The 22,337-nt window shown below is 66.8% G+C and carries 17 protein-coding genes and 1 pseudogene; 6 read left to right on the top strand and 12 right to left on the bottom strand.

From position 1 onward, the window contains the following. Positions 1-33: 33 nt before the first annotated feature. The 3 genes from Q664_RS47095 to Q664_RS47085 all read left to right on the top strand — a co-directional run bounded on the left by Q664_RS47095 (position 34) and on the right by Q664_RS47085 (position 2,566). Entirely contained in the window at positions 34-345 is a 312-nt protein-coding gene (locus tag Q664_RS47095; RefSeq protein WP_043412542.1) for a 4a-hydroxytetrahydrobiopterin dehydratase, read from the top strand. Further along, positions 345-1,580, top strand: coding sequence for a hypothetical protein (locus Q664_RS47090; RefSeq protein WP_043412540.1), 1,236 nt, complete (start codon positions 345-347; stop codon positions 1,578-1,580). Before Q664_RS47095 ends, Q664_RS47090 begins: the two co-directional genes overlap by 1 nt. 113 nt (positions 1,581-1,693) lie before the next feature. Then, positions 1,694-2,566 (top strand): DMT family transporter, encoded by an 873-nt coding sequence (locus Q664_RS47085; RefSeq protein WP_043412536.1) that lies wholly within the window; start codon positions 1,694-1,696, stop codon positions 2,564-2,566. 15 nt (positions 2,567-2,581) lie between these two features. On the opposite strand, the gene Q664_RS47080 is transcribed toward Q664_RS47085, so the two are convergent. The 4 genes from Q664_RS47080 to Q664_RS47065 all read right to left on the bottom strand — a co-directional run bounded on the left by Q664_RS47080 (position 2,582) and on the right by Q664_RS47065 (position 11,484). Beyond that, positions 2,582-2,863, bottom strand: a complete 282-nt coding sequence (locus Q664_RS47080) for a hypothetical protein (protein ID WP_152622766.1) — start codon at positions 2,861-2,863, stop codon at positions 2,582-2,584. Positions 2,864-2,903: 40 nt separating this feature from the next. Further along, positions 2,904-5,390 (bottom strand): hypothetical protein, encoded by a 2,487-nt coding sequence (locus Q664_RS47075; RefSeq protein ID WP_043412533.1) that lies wholly within the window; start codon positions 5,388-5,390, stop codon positions 2,904-2,906. Position 5,391: 1 nt separating this feature from the next. Next, entirely contained in the window at positions 5,392-9,984 is a 4,593-nt protein-coding gene (locus tag Q664_RS47070) for a hypothetical protein (protein WP_152622765.1), read from the bottom strand. A 357-nt stretch (positions 9,985-10,341) separates the two neighbouring features. Beyond that, complete coding sequence (locus Q664_RS47065; RefSeq protein WP_043412530.1) at positions 10,342-11,484, bottom strand: SH3 domain-containing protein; 1,143 nt, start codon at positions 11,482-11,484, stop codon at positions 10,342-10,344. Between the two features lie 492 nt (positions 11,485-11,976). On the opposite strand from Q664_RS47065, the gene Q664_RS47060 reads away from it, so the two are divergent. Continuing rightward, positions 11,977-13,797 (top strand): hypothetical protein, encoded by a 1,821-nt coding sequence (locus Q664_RS47060; protein ID WP_152622764.1) that lies wholly within the window; start codon positions 11,977-11,979, stop codon positions 13,795-13,797. A gap of 28 nt (positions 13,798-13,825) precedes the next feature. Here the strand turns inward: Q664_RS47060 and dapE are convergent, their stop codons facing one another. From dapE to Q664_RS47030, 7 genes and pseudogenes are all read right to left on the bottom strand, one after another. Continuing rightward, on the bottom strand, positions 13,826-14,902 hold the full coding sequence (gene dapE, locus Q664_RS47055) for a succinyl-diaminopimelate desuccinylase (RefSeq protein ID WP_043412526.1): 1,077 nt from the start codon (positions 14,900-14,902) through the stop codon (positions 13,826-13,828). Then, a complete protein-coding gene (locus tag Q664_RS47050) occupies positions 14,899-15,990 on the bottom strand; it encodes a 50S ribosomal protein L11 methyltransferase (protein ID WP_043412523.1) in 1,092 nt (363 codons plus the stop codon). Before Q664_RS47050 ends, dapE begins: the two co-directional genes overlap by 4 nt. A gap of 9 nt (positions 15,991-15,999) precedes the next feature. Beyond that, positions 16,000-16,824, bottom strand: coding sequence for a 2,3,4,5-tetrahydropyridine-2,6-dicarboxylate N-succinyltransferase (locus Q664_RS47045; RefSeq protein ID WP_043412521.1), 825 nt, complete (start codon positions 16,822-16,824; stop codon positions 16,000-16,002). Between the two features lie 42 nt (positions 16,825-16,866). Continuing rightward, the gene (locus tag Q664_RS47040) at positions 16,867-17,199 is read right to left on the bottom strand and encodes a hypothetical protein (RefSeq protein ID WP_052519581.1); all 333 of its coding nucleotides are present in this window, start codon (positions 17,197-17,199) and stop codon (positions 16,867-16,869) included. A 91-nt stretch (positions 17,200-17,290) separates the two neighbouring features. Beyond that, positions 17,291-17,488: pseudogene (locus Q664_RS59730) on the bottom strand (SelT/SelW/SelH family protein); the annotation flags it as partial. 145 nt (positions 17,489-17,633) lie between these two features. Continuing rightward, complete coding sequence (locus tag Q664_RS47035; protein WP_084610933.1) at positions 17,634-18,092, bottom strand: type II toxin-antitoxin system VapC family toxin; 459 nt, start codon at positions 18,090-18,092, stop codon at positions 17,634-17,636. Then, positions 18,089-19,006, bottom strand: coding sequence for a hypothetical protein (locus tag Q664_RS47030; RefSeq protein ID WP_043412515.1), 918 nt, complete (start codon positions 19,004-19,006; stop codon positions 18,089-18,091). Before Q664_RS47030 ends, Q664_RS47035 begins: the two co-directional genes overlap by 4 nt. A gap of 127 nt (positions 19,007-19,133) precedes the next feature. On the opposite strand from Q664_RS47030, the gene Q664_RS47025 reads away from it, so the two are divergent. Together Q664_RS47025 and Q664_RS47020 are read left to right on the top strand one after the other, a co-directional pair. Continuing rightward, positions 19,134-20,570 carry a pyridoxal phosphate-dependent decarboxylase family protein gene (locus tag Q664_RS47025; RefSeq protein ID WP_043412676.1) on the top strand — a complete coding sequence of 479 codons (1,437 nt, stop codon included), beginning with the start codon at positions 19,134-19,136 and terminating at the stop codon, positions 20,568-20,570. Positions 20,571-20,705: 135 nt separating this feature from the next. Continuing rightward, on the top strand, positions 20,706-21,482 hold the full coding sequence (locus Q664_RS47020) for a hypothetical protein (RefSeq protein WP_043412512.1): 777 nt from the start codon (positions 20,706-20,708) through the stop codon (positions 21,480-21,482). 6 nt (positions 21,483-21,488) lie between these two features. Here Q664_RS47020 and Q664_RS47015 read toward each other — a convergent pair whose 3' ends face one another. Beyond that, positions 21,489-22,286: a hypothetical protein gene (locus Q664_RS47015; RefSeq protein ID WP_043412509.1), complete on the bottom strand. Its 798-nt coding sequence runs from the start codon at positions 22,284-22,286 to the stop codon at positions 21,489-21,491. Between the last annotated feature and the right edge of the window lie 51 nt (positions 22,287-22,337).

Genomic DNA, 22,337 nt, shown 5'->3' with positions numbered 1-22,337 from the left:
AGCGGCCCCCGGTTGCGATAGAGGAGACGAGTGATGGCCCATGACCGCACGCAGTTGACCCCCGAGGCGCTGAAGCAGTTCCTCACGGAGCACCCCGAGTGGAAGCACGAGGGCGGGATGATCCGCCGCACGTACGAGGCGCCGAGCTTCCTGGCGGGCATCGAGTTCGTGAGCCGGGTGGCGAAGGCCGCCGAGGCGGCGGACCACCACCCGGACATCGACATCCGTTGGCGCAAGGTGACGCTGGCGCTGGTGACGCACGACGCGGGAGGGCTGACGTGGCGTGACACGAAGCTGGCGGCCGAGGCGGACACGCACTTCACCCAGGTCGTGAAGCAGGGCTGATGCGGGCAGCACTCATGGTCGTCGGGGTGCTGCTGGCGGGGGCGGTGGCGCGGGCACAGGAGGAGGTGCCCGAGGCCACCCGGCCGGAGCGGCTGTACCTGAACTCGGGCGTGCTGATGGGCTCGTCGCGGGTGGTGGGGCTGGGTGGGGCGTACGTGGGCATCGCCGAGGGCGTGGCGGGCTTCACGCACAACCAGGCGGCGCTGGCGCACCGCGGGCCGAGGCTGGACCGGGACTGGGACGTGGGCGTCACGCTGTCCTGGATGAACCTGCCGCTGGCGAAGGTGAAGGGCGAGGACCTGGACAACGACGGCCAACCGGACGACGCGCCGGAGACGTTGCAGCTCCAGGGCGCGGTGATGCTGCAGTACCGCAACTTCGGGCTGGGCTTCTCGCTGCGCAACTACCAGGTGGCCTACTGCAACACGGTGCTCTGCGACTCGAGTGACCGCATCCGCGTATCGCTGGTGCAGTCCTCGTTGGCGGGAGCGGTGGCGCTGGGGCGGGACGACTTCATCATCGGCTTCGGCATCTACAGCGCACAGGCGGTCTTCAGCCACAAGCCGGAGGGCGACTGGCGTTACGGCGACACGGGGTTGGCGCTGGACATGCTGTACCGGCCGCACGGGCGCGCGTACCGGGTGGGGGTGTCGGTGAGACCGGAGGTGGTGGGCGCATGGAGACGAGGTGAGGGACAGGTGCCCTTCCTGGCGGGCCGGCAGTTGTACTCGGCGGTGGTGTCACCGGCGGTGATGTCAGTGGGAGCGAGCTGGAGACTGGGAGAGGGCGCCGAGCGTTACAACCAGCTCTCGCCCGCGGCGCGCCGGCAGATGCTGGAGGGAGACCACTTCTCGGAGGTACCGGCCGAGGAAGGAACGCAAGGGCTGGCGGGCCAGTGGCTCATCAGCGCGCAGGCGGACTTCATCTCGCCGGCGGAGAACGCGGTGCCGGTGCGCTCGTTCACGGTGCTCTCGGCGCCGGAGAAGGTGGGCGTGTCAGGGATGCTGCAACCCAGGGTGGGAGTGGAACACGAAACCTGGCCGGGACGACTCCGAACGAGACTGGGAGCCTTCATCGAGCCCTCACCGTTCAAGGACCACCTGCCAAGGGCCCACGTGACGGGGGGCTTCGAGCTCTTCCTGTTCAGATATCTGGATGACTGGGCGCTGACGGCGTCGTTCGACGTCTCGAGACGCTACTCGGACTTCGGAATCTCGGTGGGTCTGTGGAGATGAACACCCCTCTCCCCTCGGGAGAGGGACGGGGTGAGGGTGCCCGTCCCCCGGGTTCGCCACCGCGTCAATCCCCTCTCCCTCTGGGAGAGGGTCAGGGTGAGGGTCATCGAGCCATGTGGAAGACGGGAGTGCTCACGGTCCTCGCGCTGATCGGCTTCGCGGCCAATTCCCTGCTGTGCCGAGCCGCGCTCGAGAACGGAGCGTGGAGAATCGACGCGGCGAGCTTCACGAGCATCCGCCTGGCATCAGGAGCCCTCGTCCTGTGGCTCCTGTTACGGGTGCGCGGCAACAGAAGCACGGAACGCAGAGGCTCGTGGGGTTCGGGGCTGGCGCTGTTCGCCTACGCGGCGGGCTTCTCGCTGGCGTACGTGCGAATCCCGGCGGGAGTGGGCGCGCTCATCCTCTTCGGCTGCGTGCAGGCGACGATGCTGGGGATAGGGCTCTTCCGGGGCGAGCGCCCACGGGCACTCGAGTGGCTGGGGCTGGCGATGGCGCTCGGAGGGCTCATCGTGCTGCGCCTGCCGGGAGCCACGGCACCGGACGCGCTCGGAGCCACCCTGATGGCGGGAGCGGGGGTGGCGTGGGGCATCTACTCCCTGCGAGGACGAGGCAACGCGGACCCGCTGGCGGCGACGGCGGACAACTTCCTGCGCGGTGTGCCCATGACGCTCGCGCTGTCCCTGCTGGCCCCGCTGTTCCTGGGAGCACCGCGAGCGACGGTAGAGGGAGCGGGACTCGCGGTCGCGTCGGGGGCGTTGGCATCGGGGGTGGGCTACAGCCTGTGGTACGCGGCGCTGCCGCACCTGACGGCGATGCGGGCGGCGGTGGTGCAGCTCGCGGTGCCGGTGGTGGCGGCGGTGGGCGGGGTGCTGCTGCTCGGCGAGACGCTGACGGCGCGGCTGGTGGGAGCGGGCTCGGCGCTGCTGTGCGGCGTGTTCCTGGCGCTGCTCGCGCGACAGCGGAAGGCCCCGTCACCCTCGCGGTGAGCCTTCCGCCGGGACTCAGCCGTGTCGCCCGGGACGGCGCCGCGCCGCCTGCCGCACGCCGGGCAGGGGCCGGGGCGGCGACTCCACCAGGTGTGCGGCACGGGGAGTCCTCGCGGCGGGAGCGGCTACCTCGCTCCCATCCTCGGGAAGGGGCCGGTCATCCTCACGCCTCCGGGCTGGCGCGCTGAGCAGGCGGGAGTCCGGCTGCCAGTCGAAGAGCAGGATGGCGATCAGCACCATCATCACCACCGTGCGCCGGAACGAGGCGGAGTCCTGGAGGAGCAGCTGAGGGTTCATCTGGCTCTCCAACAGCGGGCCCTCCTGTTTTCTTTTCTCCTCACACCCGGGAGAGCTGACCGTCCTGGAAGGCCTTGTCCACCGGAGCCGTCGCATCCGCCTTGGTGATGTAGCCCTTCTTCGCCACATCCAGCCCCTTGTTCTTCTCGTAGGCACGCGGACTGCTCGCCGCCGAGTAGCACGTATAGGTCTCCGGCTTGCCCACGGCCTCGGGACAGATGATGGCCATGTAGACGTCGCTCCGGGTCTTGAGCGGCCCCTTCGCCTTGATGCAGCGGTCCATGTATTTGTAGACGTAATCGAGCTGCTCGAGCTCGGTCATCACCTTCAATTCATCCACTGTCTTCCCGAGGCCTTCCGTGCCGCTCGGGGTGAACTGGATGAGGCCATACGCCTGACCGCCCGCGTTGTTCTGCTTGCTGGCCAGGAACGTCGCTCCCGTCTCGAAAGCCATGCAGGCCATCAGGTCATCCGGCTGGATTTTCAGGAGGTCGCAGATGACCAGCACCTTCTTCCTGAACTCCGCCGAGACCTTGGACCCCCAGACCATGGTGCCCTCGATCTTCCGGGGCGAATCCCCGAGGGTCGTGGAGACGGAGTGGACCTCGGTGGACAGGACCTTGCCCTCGTTGTCCAACACGCAGGCCTCGAGCTTGAACCTGCCCGGGCCCCGCAGCTTCCGGACCACTTCCTGGTCGGTGATTCGAGCCACCAACCGTCCCTGGGAGTCACACTGGCCTCCGGCGCCGAGCGCGACGTCGTACCGGAACGGGACCCGCGACAGCAGCACCGGGTCCTTCAAGCCCGAGAAGTATTCATAGAGGCGGAACCCGAGCGTGCTGCCCTTCTTCCCATTCGGGACATGCCGCGCCTGACACCGCACCAGCATGTGGCACGTGGCATCGGTGAGCTCCACGAAGCGCACCGACAGGTCGCTCAACCGGGGAACGCCCTCGTAGGGAACGGAGAACGCCGGCGGGGCGGCGACCAGCTCGTCCCAGAGGTTGGCGCCCGGCTCGGTGACCTGGCCGCGGATGCGCACCTTCTTGCCGAGGAGGTTCGGATCCTCCAGGGGAACGAGCGCCTCGAGGTAGCGGGGGTTCCGCTCCGCGGGCTTGACGGTGAGCTTCATGAGCTCGGTCTGACCGGCCTCGTCATACAGGGAGAAGACGGGCTCGGCGGCCTTCCAGTACCCCCCATCGCCCACGAGCTTGATGGACACGAGCAGCTGGTTGTCCCGCACGCCGGTCGAGATAGACCCGAAGTGAGGAGCCCGCGACGGGGTGTCCTTCAACTCCTGGGAAGCAATGGCGGTGGCCAGGTCCTTGGGCGTCTTCTTCTGCTTGGGCTGCTTCGAGCCCTTCTTCGGAGGAGGCTCGAGCCAGAGCTGGTCATCATCGAAGGTGAGGAACCTGGACGCGTCGTAGTCCATCACCGCGCTGACGGGGACGTAGGAATCGGTGCCCGACAACGTCTTGGGAATCCGCAGCAGGGCGAAGAGCTGCACCTGCGACATCCCCAGGGTGGGCATGAGCAGTTCCCAGAAGTACTCCGAGGACGACGCCTCCGCCAACGCCGGCCGCGAGATGGGATTCATCAACAGGGTGCGGACCACGGAATCGAGGTCGTGCAGCCCGTACTGCCAGAGCGTCAGCTCGAGCGGGAGGCGGAAACCCGGGTCCACGTTCTCCACCTTCGCGAGAACGCTTCCATTGCTGACCTCGAAGCTCGTCAGCTTCGGCTTCGGGAAGGAAACGGCCTTGGGCCGCTTCCAGACCAGGTAGCCCACTTCCTGCCCCTCGGTCTCCTGGACGACCTCGAGCAGGAGATCGAAGCTGTACTCGTCCTGGTGCTTCTCGAGGTAGGTCAGCAGGTACTCGCCGCCGCTCTCGGCGCAGCCGACCCGCCACTCCTGCGTGTCGTCCTCCTCCATGCTCCACTCGAAGATGGACCAGGCCAGGGAGTCGGAGAGCTTGCCGGACTCGATGGTTCCACCGTGGAAGACGGAGAGTTTGAGCCGGGCCTTCTCGAACTTCCGGCTGAGCACCGGCTTGAGCTTCAGCAGCCTGCCGAGAAGGACCTTGCCGGGGCTGGCCCCCGTGACATCCAGCGGGTTGTTGAACGGCAGCAGACCCGAGACCGCATGGGGAGTGGTGAACGGGAAGTCCGGGACGACGGAGAGCTGGGCCTTGGCCTCTCCGAAGAGGCCCGACGCGAAGGTGTCGATCTCCACGTCGATGGTGCAGGAGTCCCCGTTGATCTTCATGGGGACCGCGCCGATCTCGGACTGCCGTGGCTCTCCGAGCGACTCCGCCGTGATGAGCACGCGGCACGTCGCATCCGCTGGCAGGTTCTTCTGAGTCCCCCGCAGGGTGACCTTGTAGAGACGCCCCTCCTGCCGGATGTCCGCGGGAGAGAGGGAGAGGTTGAGGGTAATGGGGGCCACGGCCACCAGGCGGATGACGCCCTCGGCGCCCGGCTCGAGCCGCACTTCGAGAGGAGCAGCCACTTGCGCTTCGGTCGCCATGTCAGGCCCTCCCGCTCGTCATGAACACACCCCGGCCGTCCGGCCACATGCCGGGGAAATCACCCAGCACCTCCTGCGGCTCCTTCTGCTCGAGGGGCTCGGGAATGGAGAGTTCCTCCTCGCAGGCCAGGGCCTCGTCCGCCTTCTCCACGGGCACGACACGGAGCTTGTACGCTTTCTCGCCCTTGAGTGCCTCGGCGACGTCACTCACGTCCACCTTGGCGCGGAAGACACCCTTCGAGTCCGTCACGCCGCCTCCCGCCTTGCGCCGCAGCTCGTAGGAGATGCAGTCCGCCGGGAGCTTCAGGAGCGTCCCCGAGGAAGTGGTGAGTTCCAGCTTGAAGCCCCTGCTGGCGGGGACCGCGTTCGTCGAGAGCGAGACCGTCAGGACGAAGGGGTCGAACAGCGCCGGCTGCGCCTGGAACGAGGCGCTCGGCTCCATGTCGTATCCGATTTCCTTCGAGGGCTGGACGTCGATGCGCTCGGCCTTCAGGGGCACGTCCTTCTTCTTGACGGCGGCCGAGATGGCCAGCTGCTTCCCCTTCAAGGCCTTGTCGCTGAAGTCCAACGCCCGCACGACACGTAGCGGATTGGGCAGGACGAGCGACTTCGCTTTCTTGTCGAGCGCATCGCTTCCAAAGGTGATGTTCGGCTGGGCCGCCTTCCAGAAGTTCGCATCTCCTCCGAGCAGCGGCACACAGACCTGGGCGCCCTTGCTGGTGAGCTGGACCTGCGGCTCTCCGAACATGGGGCTGTGCAGCACCTCCGAGATCCCCGTCGACCACTGCTCCAGGGAACCGCCCCGGGCCTGCCCCTTCAGCTCTTCCAACTTCACCTGCTCACACCTCTTGCCGAGTGTGTCCGACGCGAGGAGCCGTCCATCCAGCGCGCTTCCTCCATTCGGGAAGAAGCAGCCGAATTGCACGGCCATCAGCTCCTCATGGGAGAACTCCTTGCGCAGCTCGGTGAAGACCTCGTTCGCATCGAACTCGATCACGAGCTCACCAGGGTGTTGGCTCTCCCGCGGCGCCTTCACCCGGATGCGGCGCTCGCCCTTTCCCGCATCCTCGGCCTCGTCGATCCAGCCGTCAGCCTTCGCGTTGTCCACGGCCTCGCGCAGCTTCTCCGGGTTGGCGGCCCGAAGCTGGACGGAGAGCCCATCCTCGGAGAGCCCGAGCAAGGTCACCGCCTGGCGTGCCGCATACCCACTCCGGATGCGCTCCACCGCCTCGACCAGCTCCCAGGCAATCAGGGGCTCGGAACCAGTGGCGAGCTTCTGCCCCTTGGCCGCATCGAGGAACTCCTTGTACGTGAAGTGCTGCGTGACATAGGTGCTGACGTTCTTGACGGTCCCCTGCTTCACGAAACCATCGACCACGGCGAAACCGGCCTCCTCCTTGAGGGCCGTGTCCTCCCGCGCCACGATGGGAATCGCCACCCCGGCGGTCTCGAAGGCAGCGGCATCCTTCGGAAGCTCGCCAGTGACCCGGCCCTTCCACTTGCGCAGGAGGATCCAACCTCGGAGGAGCCTGGGGCAATTGGCACGGAACGCGATCCGCCAGGAGAAGGTTCCATCCTTTCCACTGACCAGCGCCGCATCGGGTATCAGGGGTTGCGAGCCGTCCTGCGAAGGCTTGGAGGTATTCAGGAGCGCGGGCTCGAGCCCCTGGATCTTCAGCTCACCAAGCGCCGTCGCATTGGGCTCATCCAGGCGCCACTCGCCCCAGCCGGGCACCTCCACGGGCTGCGCGAACACGCCATCGTTGAACTTCCCCGAGGCGATCTTCAGCCGCCATTCCGAGGCGCTCGAGGACAGGACGTGCAGGTCCACCGCGTCCTTGCCATAGCCCCGCTGCACCGCGCCAGCGTGGAGGAGCTCGCCCACGCGCCGGGACTCCTGCGTCTCACGCGCCGGCAACCACCCCACCGCGGCGAGCTTCTTCAGTTCCTCCGAGTGCCAGAGCGGCACATCCGAGAACTGGATGAAGTTGTGCCGCGTCAGGAGCATCAGCAGCCAGGCGAAGGTGACCGGGTGCGGGTTGTCGAGGAGGGTGTTCTTGGGGAGCTGCTCGCCGTCCGGGTTGTCGGCGAACAGGGGCTTCTCGTTCCCCTGGGGACCCAGCACCGGCTTCTCCTTGTTCGCCCACCAGCCGATGGCGTCCGCGTACTTCTGGATGATCTCCTTCGCGCCCTTCTCATCCGTGGCTTCCAGGACGTCCGAGCCGAGCACCAGCTGCTTGCGGGCCTTCAGGTGCTCCAGCACCTGCTTCACGATGTTGTCGGGGCTCCACTCATTGAGGTGCCGCAGGACGACGTTGCGCCAGCGCACGGAGGTCAAGGCCTTGAAGTGCTCGACATCCTTCTTCAGGCGCTCGTCCTTGGCCGGAGCGCTTCCGGACTGGAGGAAGAGGCTCCCAGGCGTCACGGGCTGCACGAAGATCTTCCTCGCCATCGCGGGCACGATGATGCGGAGGCGGGTCTTCCGTCCGTCGTAGTCCACCTCCACCGGCGCGAGGGACGGAGGGTCGAAGGTGAACCGGAGCTTGTAGGAGCCCGAGGGCAGGCAGTTCTTGTAGTTCTCGAGAAGGACGTCGACGGGATAGCCGAGGACCTTCTCCTCCGCGGGCTTGTCCTCGGAGCCAGGCGAATAGAAAGGCATTGTCCGGGAGGACCCCAGGAGCCTCCGGAGCAGCCCCTGGTTGTAGGTGTCCTTGAAACCGTCGAGCAGCTTCTTCTCCTCGTCCCCCAGTTGTTCCAACACGGGCGCGAGCTTCAGCAGGGACTCGAGTTCGCCCGTGCGCTCGGAGCCGCTCTGCGCGGCGGGAGGATCGAAGTAGTTGTTCTGCTCCTTTTCCTCGAAGAGCTGGAAGAAGGGCTTGCCGCCGCTCGACAGCCCGAGCTTCTCCTCCGCGAACTGGAGGAACTGCTTGAGCTGGCCCGGCTCACTGGGCGCGAGGACCTCCCAGTGCAGGAAGCCCTGGCCCACCGCCTCGCTCTTGTCGTCGAGATAGCCGAGCAGTTCCCCCGCCCGGACCTTGAGGTAGGGATGGCACAGGGTGACGACCTCTCCCGCGATGAGCGACTGGTGAAGCTCGCTCAGATCGCGGTCCGGCTGCTTGAAGACAGCACGGATGAAACCCTCTTTCTCGTCACCCAGCTGGAAGGTCTGGGGCTTGGAGAGCTCCGAGCCGATCGTGGAGAAGGAGCCGCCCTTCTTCGTGGCGATCTCCTCCTTGGAGTCAGCACCTTCCAAGGCGCCCTGGAGCCACCGGACCTGCTGGAAGGCCTCGTGCCGGGGATCGAGCACGGACAGAGAGCCATCGCGGCGCGCGAGGACCTTGAGCCAGGCCACATCCTGGTATGTCCCCGCCTTCTTCCAGTCCGGGGGAACCAGGTGCATGTAGAGACTGTAGAAGCTGAAGCGCTTGGGTTCCTGCTTCTGCTGGGGCGTCTGCTCCTGTGACTGATCCTGCGGCTTCTTCGGGATGAACTCCTCGACGTCGTGGCGGACCAGGATGAAGGAGTTGTGGTTTCCCGCGAACTCCCTGGACAGCTCGTTCGCTTCGAGCCCCTTCTTCGCCCCCTGCCCGTCGTCGCTCGTCTTCGCGGCGGCATCCCCCGAGGCTGGTGACTGCTTGGATTCAGGAAGGGCGTTCGCCAGCCGGACGGCGACGACGTACCCCGGTGCGAGGCACCGCACCTCCCTGTGCTGAGCCTGTGGGACGGACGCGGGAGCCGCGGAGGAGGCGGTGTTCTCGGGAGGAGGTGGCGGAGGTGCCCGCGAGAAGCTGGAGAGCTCCAGGTGGACACCCGAATGGAGATTGCGCTGGCTGCCGAGGGGAAAGAGGCCCTTCGCGGCCTCCTCCGTCATCGCGTAGCAGTTGACGGGGCGGTAGCGCTCCTTCCGTCCGTCCATGGGGTAGGCGGCGGAATACGAGACGTTGGTGAAGATGCACTCAGGAGGAGCCGGAGTCTGGCGGTGTGAATAGATGAAGGCCCCACCCTTGTTGGGCCCGTTGTAATCCATGTACAGGTCATCACGAACACTGCTGACGGTGTTCTCCTCGAAGAGCTTCCGGGCCCGGATCAACACCAAGGAGGCCTTGGCCTCATTCCAGTTCCCGGAGATCACACGAATCATGTCGTGCTTTCCGCTGAGCTGGGCGAGCGCATCCAGATCGTGCGACGTCTTGGGCGATGGCACCGAATACATGCCCGCCTTGATCTTCGTCTCATGGGTGGCGGGATCCGCCACCGCGAGCCAGAGGTGCCGGCCCGTATCATCCTTCAGGTAGGCATAGCCGGTAATGAGGATGAGGTGGATCGGCGCGCTGCGGCGCATGGAAAACCCGGAGTAGAAGATGACCGGGTTGTTGGAGGAGACAGCCTCGAGGACGGTCGCGAGATGCGACTCGATGAGGGAAGGCGTGTTCGCGATCCGGGCCGCCTGCACCTTCCGATTGGACAGGTCGTAGGGCAGCACCACGCCGAAGGAGAAGCCCAGGATGGTGGATGCGTTGAATTGCCCTTTCGTGAAGTCAGACGGCGGAGCGACCACCGCAACGTCGCCTCCCTTGTAGGCCGGGTCGGACACCGCGTATCCGTCAAGATTGATACCTGGAGGACCATTCACTGGCTTGGTGTGGAAGGCTCGCTGGCCACCTGGGTAGCGGAGGTCCACGAAACGACCTTGCTGCCCTCCATTCCAATGCGTGATGAACCTGGACTCGAAATCGCCCCCCTGTACGAGTTGGTAGTAGTTGAACGCCATGGAGCAAGACGTTCGCCCGCACCAATCCGACGGTCCTTTAGGATAGTGCTGTCCAAGAAGCGGAACCTTGAGGATGTGGTACTCATCCAGCGCCGCAAGCAGCTTGTCCGGCAGCTCGTACTTCCAGTCTGGCCAATATCTGCTGTTCTGACTCATGTCCCCCCCAGGTCACTCAGTCTTCTACGGGCCACCCTGAATGCAAGGGTGATGCACCTCGGCGTACCTGTTGAGCTTGAAGGAATACGCCTTGTCCCCCAGGTAGGCGATGTCGCCACGGCCTTGCGGAAGCTTGAACAGCTCGCGCTTCGTACCTCCGTAGTAATCATCGAGCGTCAACTCGAGGTCGCTACCCTGTTTTGACAGCGCGGCTACCCAGTACGACTTCGACGCATTATCAGCCCCCACGGTTTCGATGACGAGAAACCACCGGCCGTGGATGTCTGGAGCAAACTTCAACAGGAAGGGCCTCTTCAAGCAATCGTTCCACTGTGCCTTCCAAAGGCCCGAGCCCGCTGCACTCTGCTCCAGCACGGCCCACTCCCTGGGAAGCACGTCCAACAGGGAGTGGGAAGCCTCGTCCAGAGCAAATTGTCCGAGGGACAGGTCCCACTGGCCGGAACGGCGCGGCTGGAGGCCAAAGAAGAGCGCCTTCTCCAGCACCGGGGTCGTGGCGAAACCGGTCTGTTCGAGCACCTCTCCCGTCAGCTCGTTCATCCTGTTGATCTTGTATCTGCCCCGATAGACGACCACGCGCTCCGCGTTTCCAACGGCCACCACGAACAGGTTCCCCTTCGTCTCGGCCCGGACCTTCACGTCCTTCACCGCGGCTCCGGTGGCGTCTCCAATGCAGGAGCTGTCGCTCTGATTGAAGCACGTATGCTGGAACGTCCTGCGCATCGTCGGCTTCTTGATGCCAGCGGCCAGCTCGAGGTTGCGCTCGAAGAAGAGGTTCCCCAGCAGCTTCTGCAGCTCGGCGTCCTCCGGGGAGAGGGTCGAGGCACGCAACGCGCTCTCCTCTCGCTGCTTGAGCGGAAGCTTCGTGTCCTGCGCCTCGGCCTTGAGCTTCTCCGCCGAGGGCTTCTCCAGGCCCAGCAGGGACGCGGACGCGTAGCCCGCCTTCTCGCCACAGAGGACCTTCAGCCACTGGCCCTCGAGCTTCTCCGAGACCCGGCACTCCGTTCCGATCTGGAGCTTCTCCAGGATCTCCGCTTCCGCGGAAGGCTCCTTCCGGAGGTTGAGGGAGGAGCCGAGGACGTAGACCCGTTGCGCCTCGGTGTCGGCGGCAGCCGTCGCCAGCAGCAGGGAGAGCAGAAGCGTTTGCATCTTCAATGATCCTGGAACAGCTGGTGGGAAGAAGACGATGTCACGGGCACTCGGAGGTTGTCCACGGAGCGAGCTGGCTCTGGACCAACACAACCAACTGGAATCATTGAACTTTCCAATGAGATGGTACCTGGACTCCATCGATACCGGTTTCGGGAACCTGGACGGCCGGGAGCTCGCCAGATTCACAAGCGCATGACCGGGATTTCCACGTGTGCGTCAGAGGTCCGCACCATCACCCGAGCTGGCTCTGGCACATGGTAGGCTGTGCCTGGTTTTCTGCGGGGGGTGTGTTTGAAGAAGACGAAGGTGGGTCTGATCGCCCTGGCGATAGGGGTGGTGGTGGGCATGGGATACGGAGCTCACCGTGCAAGCTCCGGGGCCAAGCCGCTGCCACAGGCGTCCCCGTCGAAGTCCAAGAGCCCGGAAACCGCGCCCCCAGCACTCTCTCGCCCAGAAGCCACGAGTCCCCCACCCCCGCGTGTGCTCTACATGGCATCCCTCTGGGGCAGGCTCTACTCCGAGCCGCGACCTGAGTCCTACGCATGGACGGACCACTTCCCCATCGGAACACGAATCGATGTCGACGCGGCCAACGTCCGCGATGACTTCATCTTCATTCCACGAACCAGACCCGAGGACACCGGAAGCGCGGAGCTGGAAGGCTATGTACGCAAGAGCGATCTTCGCGCCCAGCCATTCACCTTCGATGAGGCCTGGAACGAGGGGCTGAAGGCCCTCGCCACACTGAAAGTCGAGAGTGCATCACGCTACATGGAGCTGGCCTCCAGACTCGACCCATCTCGTGTCGAGCCACTGGCGATTCAGGCGGCCATCCGCAGGGAGCGCCTCCACTCCGACCTCGACCTCACGCAGATGGCGGAGAAGCTCGGGCCTGGCCAGGGCCCGATAGATGCGGATGAAATGACGGTGGGCGATATCTGGTACATGTACCCGGAGTACATCTCGGATGGTGTGCTCGACGGGCTGCGCGAAACCCCAGATCCAAAAGCTCCGAGCGGACAGCCACTGGAAAAGGGGGAGCCACTCCGAATCCTGGAGCTCGGGAAGGATTGGCTCCGGGTCGCGCGGGTGGACGACGGGGATCTGCGCGAGCCCGGCGCTACTTCACCTCGCGCTCCAGAGGACGCGGGGGGGCCCACGGACCCGAGCGGACAGGAGCCTCTCCCAGGAGCAAGTGCCTCGAAGTTCCCATCGGATGGAGGCGAGCTGCAAGCCATGCAGGACGGCACCAACCCCCCGGACACGCCCCCCGATACAACGGACGAGAGTGACACGGCGCCCCCCCTGGCAGAGCTGGACGAGCCACGTATGCTCACCGGATACCTGCGGTCGAACATGCTCAAGCCCTGGCCTGAGGAGCGGGAACGGCTGGAGCGCCACCTGAAGTTGCACATGCGGGCGGAGGACTCACGGCAGGCGGTCCGGCTCATGATGGGGGCGGTACGGATAGCGCCGGAAAGGTCCCTCGAAAGAGCCGTGGCGCAGGAGGCGCTCCTGGCCTTCGCGCTGAAGGCCCACCAGTACAAGGTGGCGGCCCACGCGGCGATGCAGCTCAGGCGACTCGACGATGTGGCCATGGAGCTCACCTATGTCTTCGGCTGCCGCGGGGATCGCACACGAGCCAGGTTGCTGAAGGTCTCCGAGATCGACCAGGCCAGGCCGAAACAGGGTCCACAAAACGCCTGCCTGATCTACGACCGGAGCCCTGAGCGCTGCGTCTTCTGCGCTGGTCCGGAGGACTACGAAGGTGAGCCACAGAACTTCGGTCCTGACAGGGCAGAAGAAGCGAAGCGGCTGCGCCAGGAAGAGCGCCTTTGGGAACAGCTCTCGGAGGCATTTCCGGATGGGCCCTTCCTGCGCGTGCGCTATGCGGCGACACCGGCCTCGGCCCGGAATGGACTGACGCTGTACATACTCAGTAGAGAATACTGGATGCACTGGGTCTGCCAGGACGGGCGCTACTCGGTCTCGGAGGGGCGGAGTCCCAAGACCGAGGCCACTCAGGTTGCATGGCCAGTCAGTGGAGAGGCCCTGCTCTGGCTGAAACCCCTTCATGAAGGCAATGCCCTCATGACTGTTCGCTTCCTGGAGAACCCCCAGAGCGACATCAACTACCCGGTGCCTTTCATGCGAGAGACCGAGATGCAAGGCCTGAGCGGCGTCTACGAGAACAGCTACCAGGAGGTCTCGAAGGAGGTCGAAACAAGGTACGGGATGCTTCCGTACACCTCCGCTCCAAAGCTCGACAACTGCCCGGGCGAACCGGACTTCCGCTCAGCGTCCGAGTAAGGCGGTGGCGAAGCGGGGGGAGACCGGCTCAGCGCGCCTGCTTCAGGAACGTCGCCAGCTTCTCGTACGCCACGGCCAGCGCGGGAATCGGCGCGCACTCGTTGGCCTGGTGGGCCTGCGCCGTCTCGCCCGGCCCGAAGTTCACCGCGTCCACGCCGAACTCGGAGAAACGCGCCACGTCCGTCCACGCCTGCTTCGACGCCGCCGGCAGCCCCGTCAGCTTCAGGAGCTGCTGGAACAGCGGGTTGTCCGCGCACACCCGGCCGCTCGGCGCCAGGTCCGTGAATTCCACCTCCGCCGCGTCCCCCACCAGTTCCCGCACGTCCTGCTGCGCCCGCTCCACCGTCTTCCCCGGCGCGAAGCGGTAGTTCAGGTTCAGCTCGAACGCCTCCGGTATCACGTTGCGCGCCCGCCCTCCCGAGGCCTTCGTGATGTTCATCACCTCGTAGAAGGCGAACTCGCCGTACATCACCTCGCGCCTCGGCAACTCCAGCAGACGCGCCAGCAACGGCCCCGCCTTGTGGATGGCGTTCTCCCCCTGCCACGGCCTCGCCGAGTGCGCGCTGCGCCCCTTGAACCGCAGCGTCACGTGCAGGCTCCCCACGCACCCCACCTGCACCACCCCGTCCGTCGGCTCCATCGCGATGCCGAACTTCACCCGCTTCAGCTCCGGACGCGTCTCGAACAGCGGCCCCAGTCCGCTCTCCAGGTACGGACCCTCCTCGCGCTCGTAGAGCACCACCACCAGATTCACCGGCAGCTCGGCGCGCGGCAGGTCCTCCGCCAGCGCCATCATCACCGCCAGCCCGCCCTTCATGTCCGAGGAGCCCAGGCCGAAGATGCGCTCGCCCTCGATTCGTGGCTCGCGGTCGTTCGGATGCGCGGGCACCGTGTCCAGGTGCCCCACGAGCGCCACCGTGGGCCTCGGGTCCTGGAGGCTCCCCAGCACCAGCGAGTGCCCCAGCCGGAACACCTCGCGTTGCGGGAAGTGCGCGTGGGCCCAGCGCTCCACGTGGTCCGCGAGGGCTCGCTCCTCGCCAATGGGACTCGGGATGCGGCACAGGGCCAGGGTGGATTGCGCGAGGCGCGTGGCGAGCTCACTCATGACGTGGCTTTCGGAGCGGGAACCAGGCAGTAGAGGGTGGTGACTTCGCGGGAGCGCGCCGCGTGGAGCGGGTCGGACTTGTCCTTCGCCTTCGAGTGGCGCGCCGGGGCCGAGCGCTTCCACTTCACGGCGAGCCCGCACCGCGCGAGTTCCTGCTCGAGCCAGTCCGCGGCGCGCAGCTCGAGCAGCACCGCGAGGTCGGAGAGCAGCAGCAGTCCCTCGCCCCCGGGGTGGAGGTGTGCGGCCAGTCCTTCGAGGAAGCCGCGCAGGAAGCGGTTCTCCTCGTCGAACACCGCACGGTCCACGCGGTTCTTCGGCGGCTCGGGGAGCCACGGCGGATTGCTCACGATGAGATCCGCCTTGCCGGGAGGGAAGAGGTCTCCCTCCATCACCTCGAAGCGCTTGGACAGCCCCAGCCGCTCGGCGTTCTCCCGGGCGCAGGCCACCGCGCGCGAGTCGATATCGGTCGCGGTCGCGGAAGCCGCGCCGCGCTGGAGCAGCAGGAACGAGAGCACGCCGGTGCCCGTGCCCACGTCGAACACCTTCTTGCCGCGCACCTCCGTGACGGAGTTGAGCAGCTCGACGTAGTCGGTGCGCGTGGGCAGGTAGACGCCGTAGTGGGGATGGAGCTTGCCCTGGAGCCCGGGCACGTCCAGGCCCTTGCGCCGCCACTCCGCGGCCCCGAGCATGCCGAGCAGCGTCTTGAGGGAGACCACGGTCCTGTCCGCGTCGGGCTCGCCCCACACCTGGAGGCAGGCCTCGGCGACGTCGGGCGCGCGCTTCAGCTCCAACCGGTAGGAGCGGTCCAGCGCCACGACGATGCGCGAGAGCGTCTCGTGCTCCAACTGACGCGCACGGCGCTCGGCGCGGAAGGACTCCAGGGGCGAGCGTGCCGCACGCGGCGGGGGAAGACGGCGGCCCATGGCGCCGAGCAACTGCTTCGCGTTGTGGAAGTCCCCGGTGTACAGCAGGTGCTCACCCCGGCGGACCCGCTTCAGGGCGGTATCCGCGGTGAGCCGGTCATCGACGGGGGAGAGCCGCGATGGTGCGGGCTCACCGCTCTCCGAGCGCCAGGTGAAGGCATCCATGCGAGCGGCCTACACCGGCACGGCGAAGTCGCGCAGCGCCGCGTTGAGGCTCGTCTTCTTGTCGGTGCTCTCCTTGCGCTGCCCGATGATGAGCGCGCACGGCACCATGTAGCGGCCGGCGGGGAACTGCTTCTCCTTCATGCCCGGAATCACCACGCTGCGCGCGGGCACGCGGCCCTTGTAGACCTTCTCCTCGGGGCCGGTGACGTCGATGATGGGCGTGGAAGCCGTCAGCACCACGTTGGCACCGAGCACCGCCTCCTCCTCCACCACCACACCCTCCACCACGATGCAGCGGCTCCCGATGAAGGCCCTGTCCTCGATGATGACCGGCGAGGCGGTGGGCGGCTCGAGCACCCCGCCGAGTCCCACGCCACCGGACAGGTGCACGTCGCGGCCCACCTGGGCGCAGCTGCCCACCGTGGCCCACGTGTCCACCATCGTCCCCGCGCCCACCCGCGCCCCGATGTTCACGTAGCCGGGCATCACCACCGCGCCACGCTCCACGAAGGCCCCGTAGCGCACCACGCCCGGCGGCACCACCCGCACGCCCGCCGCCTCCAGCCCCTTCTTCAACGGAATCTTGTCGAAGAACTCGAAGGGCTCCACCTCCATCACCTTCATCTCGGAGAGGGCGAAGAACAGGAGGATGGCCTCCTTCACCCAGGCATTCACCTTCCAGCCCTCGGGCCCCTTCTCGGCGACCCGCAGCTCACCCGCGTCCAGCAGCGCCAGCGTCTCGCGCACGGCCGCGGCGTGGTCGGCTTCCTTCAGCTTCGCCCGGTCCGCGAACGCCGCGGACACCTTCTGCGACAGATTCTCGATGGAGGACATGGCCGCCCCTTCAAGCACGAAACGCCACGCGGTGCATCATCCTCATGCGCCCACGTGCCGCGCCGCCTCCAGCTTCGTGTACGGAGGCTCCGCCAGGGGATACGTGGCCGTGACGAGCTCCATGTGCTTCCGGCCCGCCTCGGGCTCCAGGACCTCGCGCTCCCGTCCCGCCACGTGCACGCCCCTGCCCGACACCCGCTCCACCCGCGCCAGGGGCACCGCCCACAGCTTGCGCGAGAAGCGCTGGCGCACGAACAACACCGTCTCCCCGATGCAGTCCACCCGCCCCAGCACCTTCCCGTTCAGGTCCAGGACCTTCATCCAGTGCTGGATGGACTTGCGCTGGAAAGGGGACTCCCACCACTCCACGGCCATGGCCTCACCTCCACGCGATGAAGGTGAGGCCCGGTTCACCCTCCGGGGAGCATGGCGCCGGGAGCCAGGCCCCCGGCCGCCTGCCCGGGGCTCACGAGCCCGCTGGGGGCCCGCCCACCACCTTGGAGACCGCCTCGACGATCTGCTGCTCGGTGGGGAAGTCGAAGGACTCCTTCTTCACCACGGGGGTGCCATCCACTTCCACGATGAAGCTGCCGGAGGGGCCTACCTTCAACTCGGCGTCCAGGTTCAGTTCCTTCTTCAGTGCGGCCGCCGCACGGGCGGCCCGAGGCCTGTAGCCTCAAGCGCTGCAATACGTGATGGTGATGCGGGACGCCATGGTGGACCTCCAGGGCCTGGGGACACGGAAAGTGCGCCTCCCTCAGGGTCTATCCATTGAAACAACGGACCACGAGGAGCGTGCAATCAGGCAATCAGATGATGCCCTTCTTGAGCTTCTCCGGATCGATGTATTCCACCCGCAGGTGTGCGGGACTCAAATGGTCGAAGTCCTTGTCTGTCGTAAGCAGGACAGCCGACTGCACGTGCGCCACGGCGGCGAGCCAGACGTCGTTCTTTCCCATCGAGCGGCCTGATTGGCGGCTCAGATGGTCCAGCTTCGCGTACGCGCCAATCACCAGCGAGGACGAGATGTCCACTGTGGGAAGCTGCGCCAGCAGCGAATCGAGCCCCAGCTGTTGCTCGGGCCCCCAGCCGAACTGGAACGCCAACGATTTGAGCTCTCCCTTGACGACCACGGGGACGAGCACACGAGGGCGGCGCGTACCGATCGCATACTCCTGTTCGAGCAACGCTCCAGCGGGCCCCTTCTTGCGCAGCAGATGAACCAACACGTTCGTGTCGAGAACGAGCTGCTCCCCAGGCAACCTCACGACAACTCCTCCAGGGCCTGGAAGAGGGTGTCGTCCGTCTCTTCACCTGGCCAGCTCCCGAGGAGGCTCTGCCACTCTGGAGCGATCTGGGGCGACACCACCTGCGAAGGGCCCGCCTCCCCATGGGGCAGGCGCGCCCACAAGGTGTCGCTGGCCGCCGCGGGAGCGGCATGATCCACCTCGATACGGAGCGCATCACCCGATGGCCTGAAGGTCACGAGTCCCTCGACCATGACCCGCGCGCCCAGGAGTGTCTTCAAGGTCTCCAAGGTCGCCCCCACCGCGAGCCCTCGAAGCACCTTGCCGTCATCGAGCCTCAACATCAGCGCCCTGGTACTCACCGTGAGCGCATCCAGCACTCCCGACACCCGCTCCACGCGAGGAGTAGGAGTGTCCCTGGCGAGCGCCAGGATGCGCTGCGAGCTCATGGAGTCGATCATGACCATCCGCCGGCCCGTGCTCTCACGGATACGGAGACTGACCACTCCCCGGGTAGAGAGGGCATGGGTCCGGGCAAGCACCTCCAGTACTCCGGTATCGAGCAACTCGCTGCCCCGATGCCCGTCCACCGCATCGCTCGCCGCCTCCAGGAAGGCATCGAAGGCCGTCGCGTCAGGGGCGAGGAGCCTCTGCTGTGCGAAGACCTCGGGCGCAACCGCTTGGAGCTCCGGGGCTGAGACGGAAAGGGAGAGCGAGCCACGCTCGTACCGGCCCACACGAAGATCCGCCGCGGATACCAACCAGGAGGGGGCCGTACCACGAGCCACACTCCGCCCCTCCACGGCGAGCCGGGTTGCCCGCTGGGCCCCTTCCACGAGCAGGTCGCAGAGGTCCCTCAGCACGCTCAGCGGCATGTCGAGGGCGTCTACCCCGTCCAATTGCACTTCGTAGGTCCGTCTCTGCCTCACCGCCATCAGACCTCCCACGCACCATCCATCCCGTCCCATATCAACAGCCCTTCATGCAGCCAACGCCCCGCCAGGCAGGACGCATTCCAGGAGAGGATTGACGCCGGGGGAGGCAGTCGGCATGCAGCCGTCCATGGCTCCCCACCGCCCGAACCTCGCCGCCGCCTACGATTCCGAGCACTTCCGCCGCCTCGGACACCAACTGGTGGACCAGCTCGCCGACCACCTCGCCCGCACCACCCGCCGCGAGGGGCCCGTGCTCCCCTGGGCCCCGCCCGCCACCCACGCCGAACGCTTCCCCGCGGACTTCCCCGAGGAGCCTGGCGGCGACGCCTCCGCCCTCCTCGCCCGCGTCATCGAGCACTCGCACCACCTGCACCACCCGCACTACGTGGGCCACCAGGTGTCCGCGCCCCTGCCCCTCGCCGCCCTGTGTGACCTCACCTCCTCGCTGCTCAACAACGGCATGGCCGTCTACGAGATGGGGCCCGTCTCCACCGCCATGGAGCACAACGTGCTGCGCTGGATGGCCGGGGTGCTCGGCCTGCCCGAGGGCTCCGGCGGCGTGCTCACCTCGGGCGGCTCCGCTGGCAACCTCACCGCCCTGCTCGCCGCGCGCCAGGCCAGGGCCGGCTTCGATGCGTGGAATGGAGGCCCCACCGCCGGGCCACCCCTCACCGTGCTCGTCCCCGAGTCCACCCACTACTGCGTCACCCGCTCCGTGCGGATGATGGGCTGGGGCGCCGAGGGTGTCACCCCCATCCCCGTGGACGCGCACTACCGGCTGCGCCCCGAGGCCCTGGAGGAGACGCTCGCCGCCGCGAGGCGCGCCGGCCGCCGTCCCATCGCCGTCGTGGCCAGCGCCGGCTCCACCGCCACGGGCGCCTTTGATCCACTCGAGGCCGTGGCCGACTTCTGCGCGAAGCACGGCCTGTGGTTCCACGTGGATGGAGCCCACGGCGCCTCGGCCGCGCTCAGCCCCCGCTACCGCCACCAGGTGAAGGGGATCGAGCGCGCCGACTCGGTGGTGTGGGACGCGCACAAGATGATGATGATGCCGGCACTCATCACCGCCGTGCTCTTCCGCGAGGGCCACCGCTCCTTCGAGGCCTTCGCCCAGGAGGCCTCCTACCTCTTCACCGGCCAGGACACGCGGCGCTGGAGCGACGTGGCGCTGCGCACCCTCGAGTGCACCAAGGAGATGATGGCACTCAAGCTGTACACCTGCCTCCACGCCCTGGGCACGAAGCTCTTCGCGGACGCCGTCACCGACACCTTCGACCTGTCCCGCCGCTTCGCCCAGCGCCTCCAGGCCTCCAGCGACTTCGAGCTCGCCGTCCCCCCAGACTGCAACATCGTCTGCTTCCGCCACACGCCGAAGGGGCTCCCCGAGCCGGAGCTCGACGCGCTCCAGGTGCGCCTGCGCGAGTCGCTCATCACCCGCGGCGATTTCTACCTGGTGCAGACGACGCTCCGCGGGCGCGTGTGGCTGCGCACCACCGTCATCAATCCGCTCACCACCGACTCGGACCTGGACGCCCTCCTCGAAGCCCTGCGCCGCACCGTTTGAGCCCGAGGTCACGAAACCGTGAATAACAGGCAAACTGGATTTTTGCGCTGGACCTGACTTCGCAGAAAATAGTAGGAGCCTCGACGAAGTTCCTTCCCCCCCCGGGCCCCCCGGCCCGATTCGCGAGGCATCCCGATGAAGTCCAGCTCCTCTCTCAAGTCCCTCCTCGGCGGTCTGATGCTGCTGGCCGCTCCGGCCGCGCTGGCGGACAGCGCCGCGAACATCGCCCTCTTCGACTCGAAGATCGCGACCGCGCGCACCAGCACCAGCCCCAGTGGCGCGACGGTCACCCGTGCGGAGATGGTGGGTGCGCTCGATGCCTTCGACCAGGACTACTGGGTGGACGCCACGGAGCGCGCGCACCTGTCCACCAAGGTGGGCAATGCCACCTTCCTCACCGGAGTGGCGGCGGACGCGAAGCAGTACCTCAACGCCTTCTACGAGCTGAACGACGCGGCGACCTACGCGGCGCCGCTGGGGATGAACGCGGTGTCGGGCACGCCGGCCCAGCTTTACGGCGCGAGCGGAGCGCTCGCCAGCGCCTCGCGCATCAAGGAGGGCTACATCCCCTACGGCCAGGGCGTGGCCAATCAGGTGACGCTGACGGATACGTACGGGTGGACCTTTGGCAGCGCCTACGACTACCCGTACTTCTTCGAGCCCATCACCCAGGCCGAGCTCACCGCCAGGCTGCAGGCGCGCACGGCCTACGGCACGCCGAGCGCGGCCGAGGTGAACGGAGCGGTGGCATACATCACCCAGATTTCGCAGAACAGCCAGCGGCTCTACGTGTCGAGCTGGCGCAGCATGGGCCGGGGCGGCCCGGGCGAGTCGGCCGGCTTCGTGGTGGCCGCCGTCAGCACCGACCGGCGCTTCGTGCGCATGGTGGAAGTGCTCACCTGGGCGGAGTGAGGCAGTTCAGAGGTTGCGCAGGACGCGCGCGTTCTTGAAGTCCGACGTCGCCGGGTGCCCCTTTCCGGGAAACGGGGGGGACACTCCGAGCCCGAGGGCGAGGTCCTCGAACAGCGCGCGGGCGAAACGGGCCCGCTCGCCGTGCGCGAAGACACGTGACCAGTCCAGCTCGCGCAGGGCCGCGGCACCGCCCTTCGTCTCGACGTAACGGTCCGTGTAGGGGTTCGCCGGGTCGCAGAGGAATCGCAGGTAGTGCTTCGGGTGCTGGGCCCGCTCGGGCAGGGGAATGGCCCAGGACTTCCGCTTCGGACTCTGCTGATGCGGGACGAAGTCATGACCCAGGTACTCGGGGTCGTCCGTGACGAACACCTCCAGGTCGATGGCCGCGGCATCGACCCGGGAGGGCCGGCTCGCCCCCGCGCGCACGAGCGCCTCCGGCTCGGCGTAGAAATAGGACTCGACCATCGGAGCGAGCAGATGGAACGAGCAGCGCTCCCGGACGCGGCGGGTGACCTTGTCTCGCGTGGCCTCGGACGTCCAGGAGTGACGGGCAAGGTGCGCACGAACCGCGTGACGCACCCTGTCCGCCACCCGCTCGGGATGCGGAGCGTTGATCAACTCGAGGTCATCCAGCGCCACCACGAGGTCGGGCGGCTCCTCCTCGACCGCGGCCACGAGACTCGCCGCGAACTTGTCGAGCGTCGTGCCCGGAACAACCGATTCGGGCATTTCCCGGACATCGGCGCTGGGGAACGACTCGACCCGCTCGAGCAGCTCGAACCGGGTCCCGGGGAAGACACGCACGAGCGAGTCACAATCCCTTCTGCTCGCACTTCCCCGTCACGATGAGCCCGA

It is taken from the genome of Archangium violaceum Cb vi76 (genome assembly GCF_000733295.1).
GTDB classification, from domain to species: Bacteria; Myxococcota; Myxococcia; order Myxococcales; family Myxococcaceae; genus Archangium; species Archangium violaceum.
This window is presented reverse-complemented; position numbering and strand designations above follow the sequence as displayed.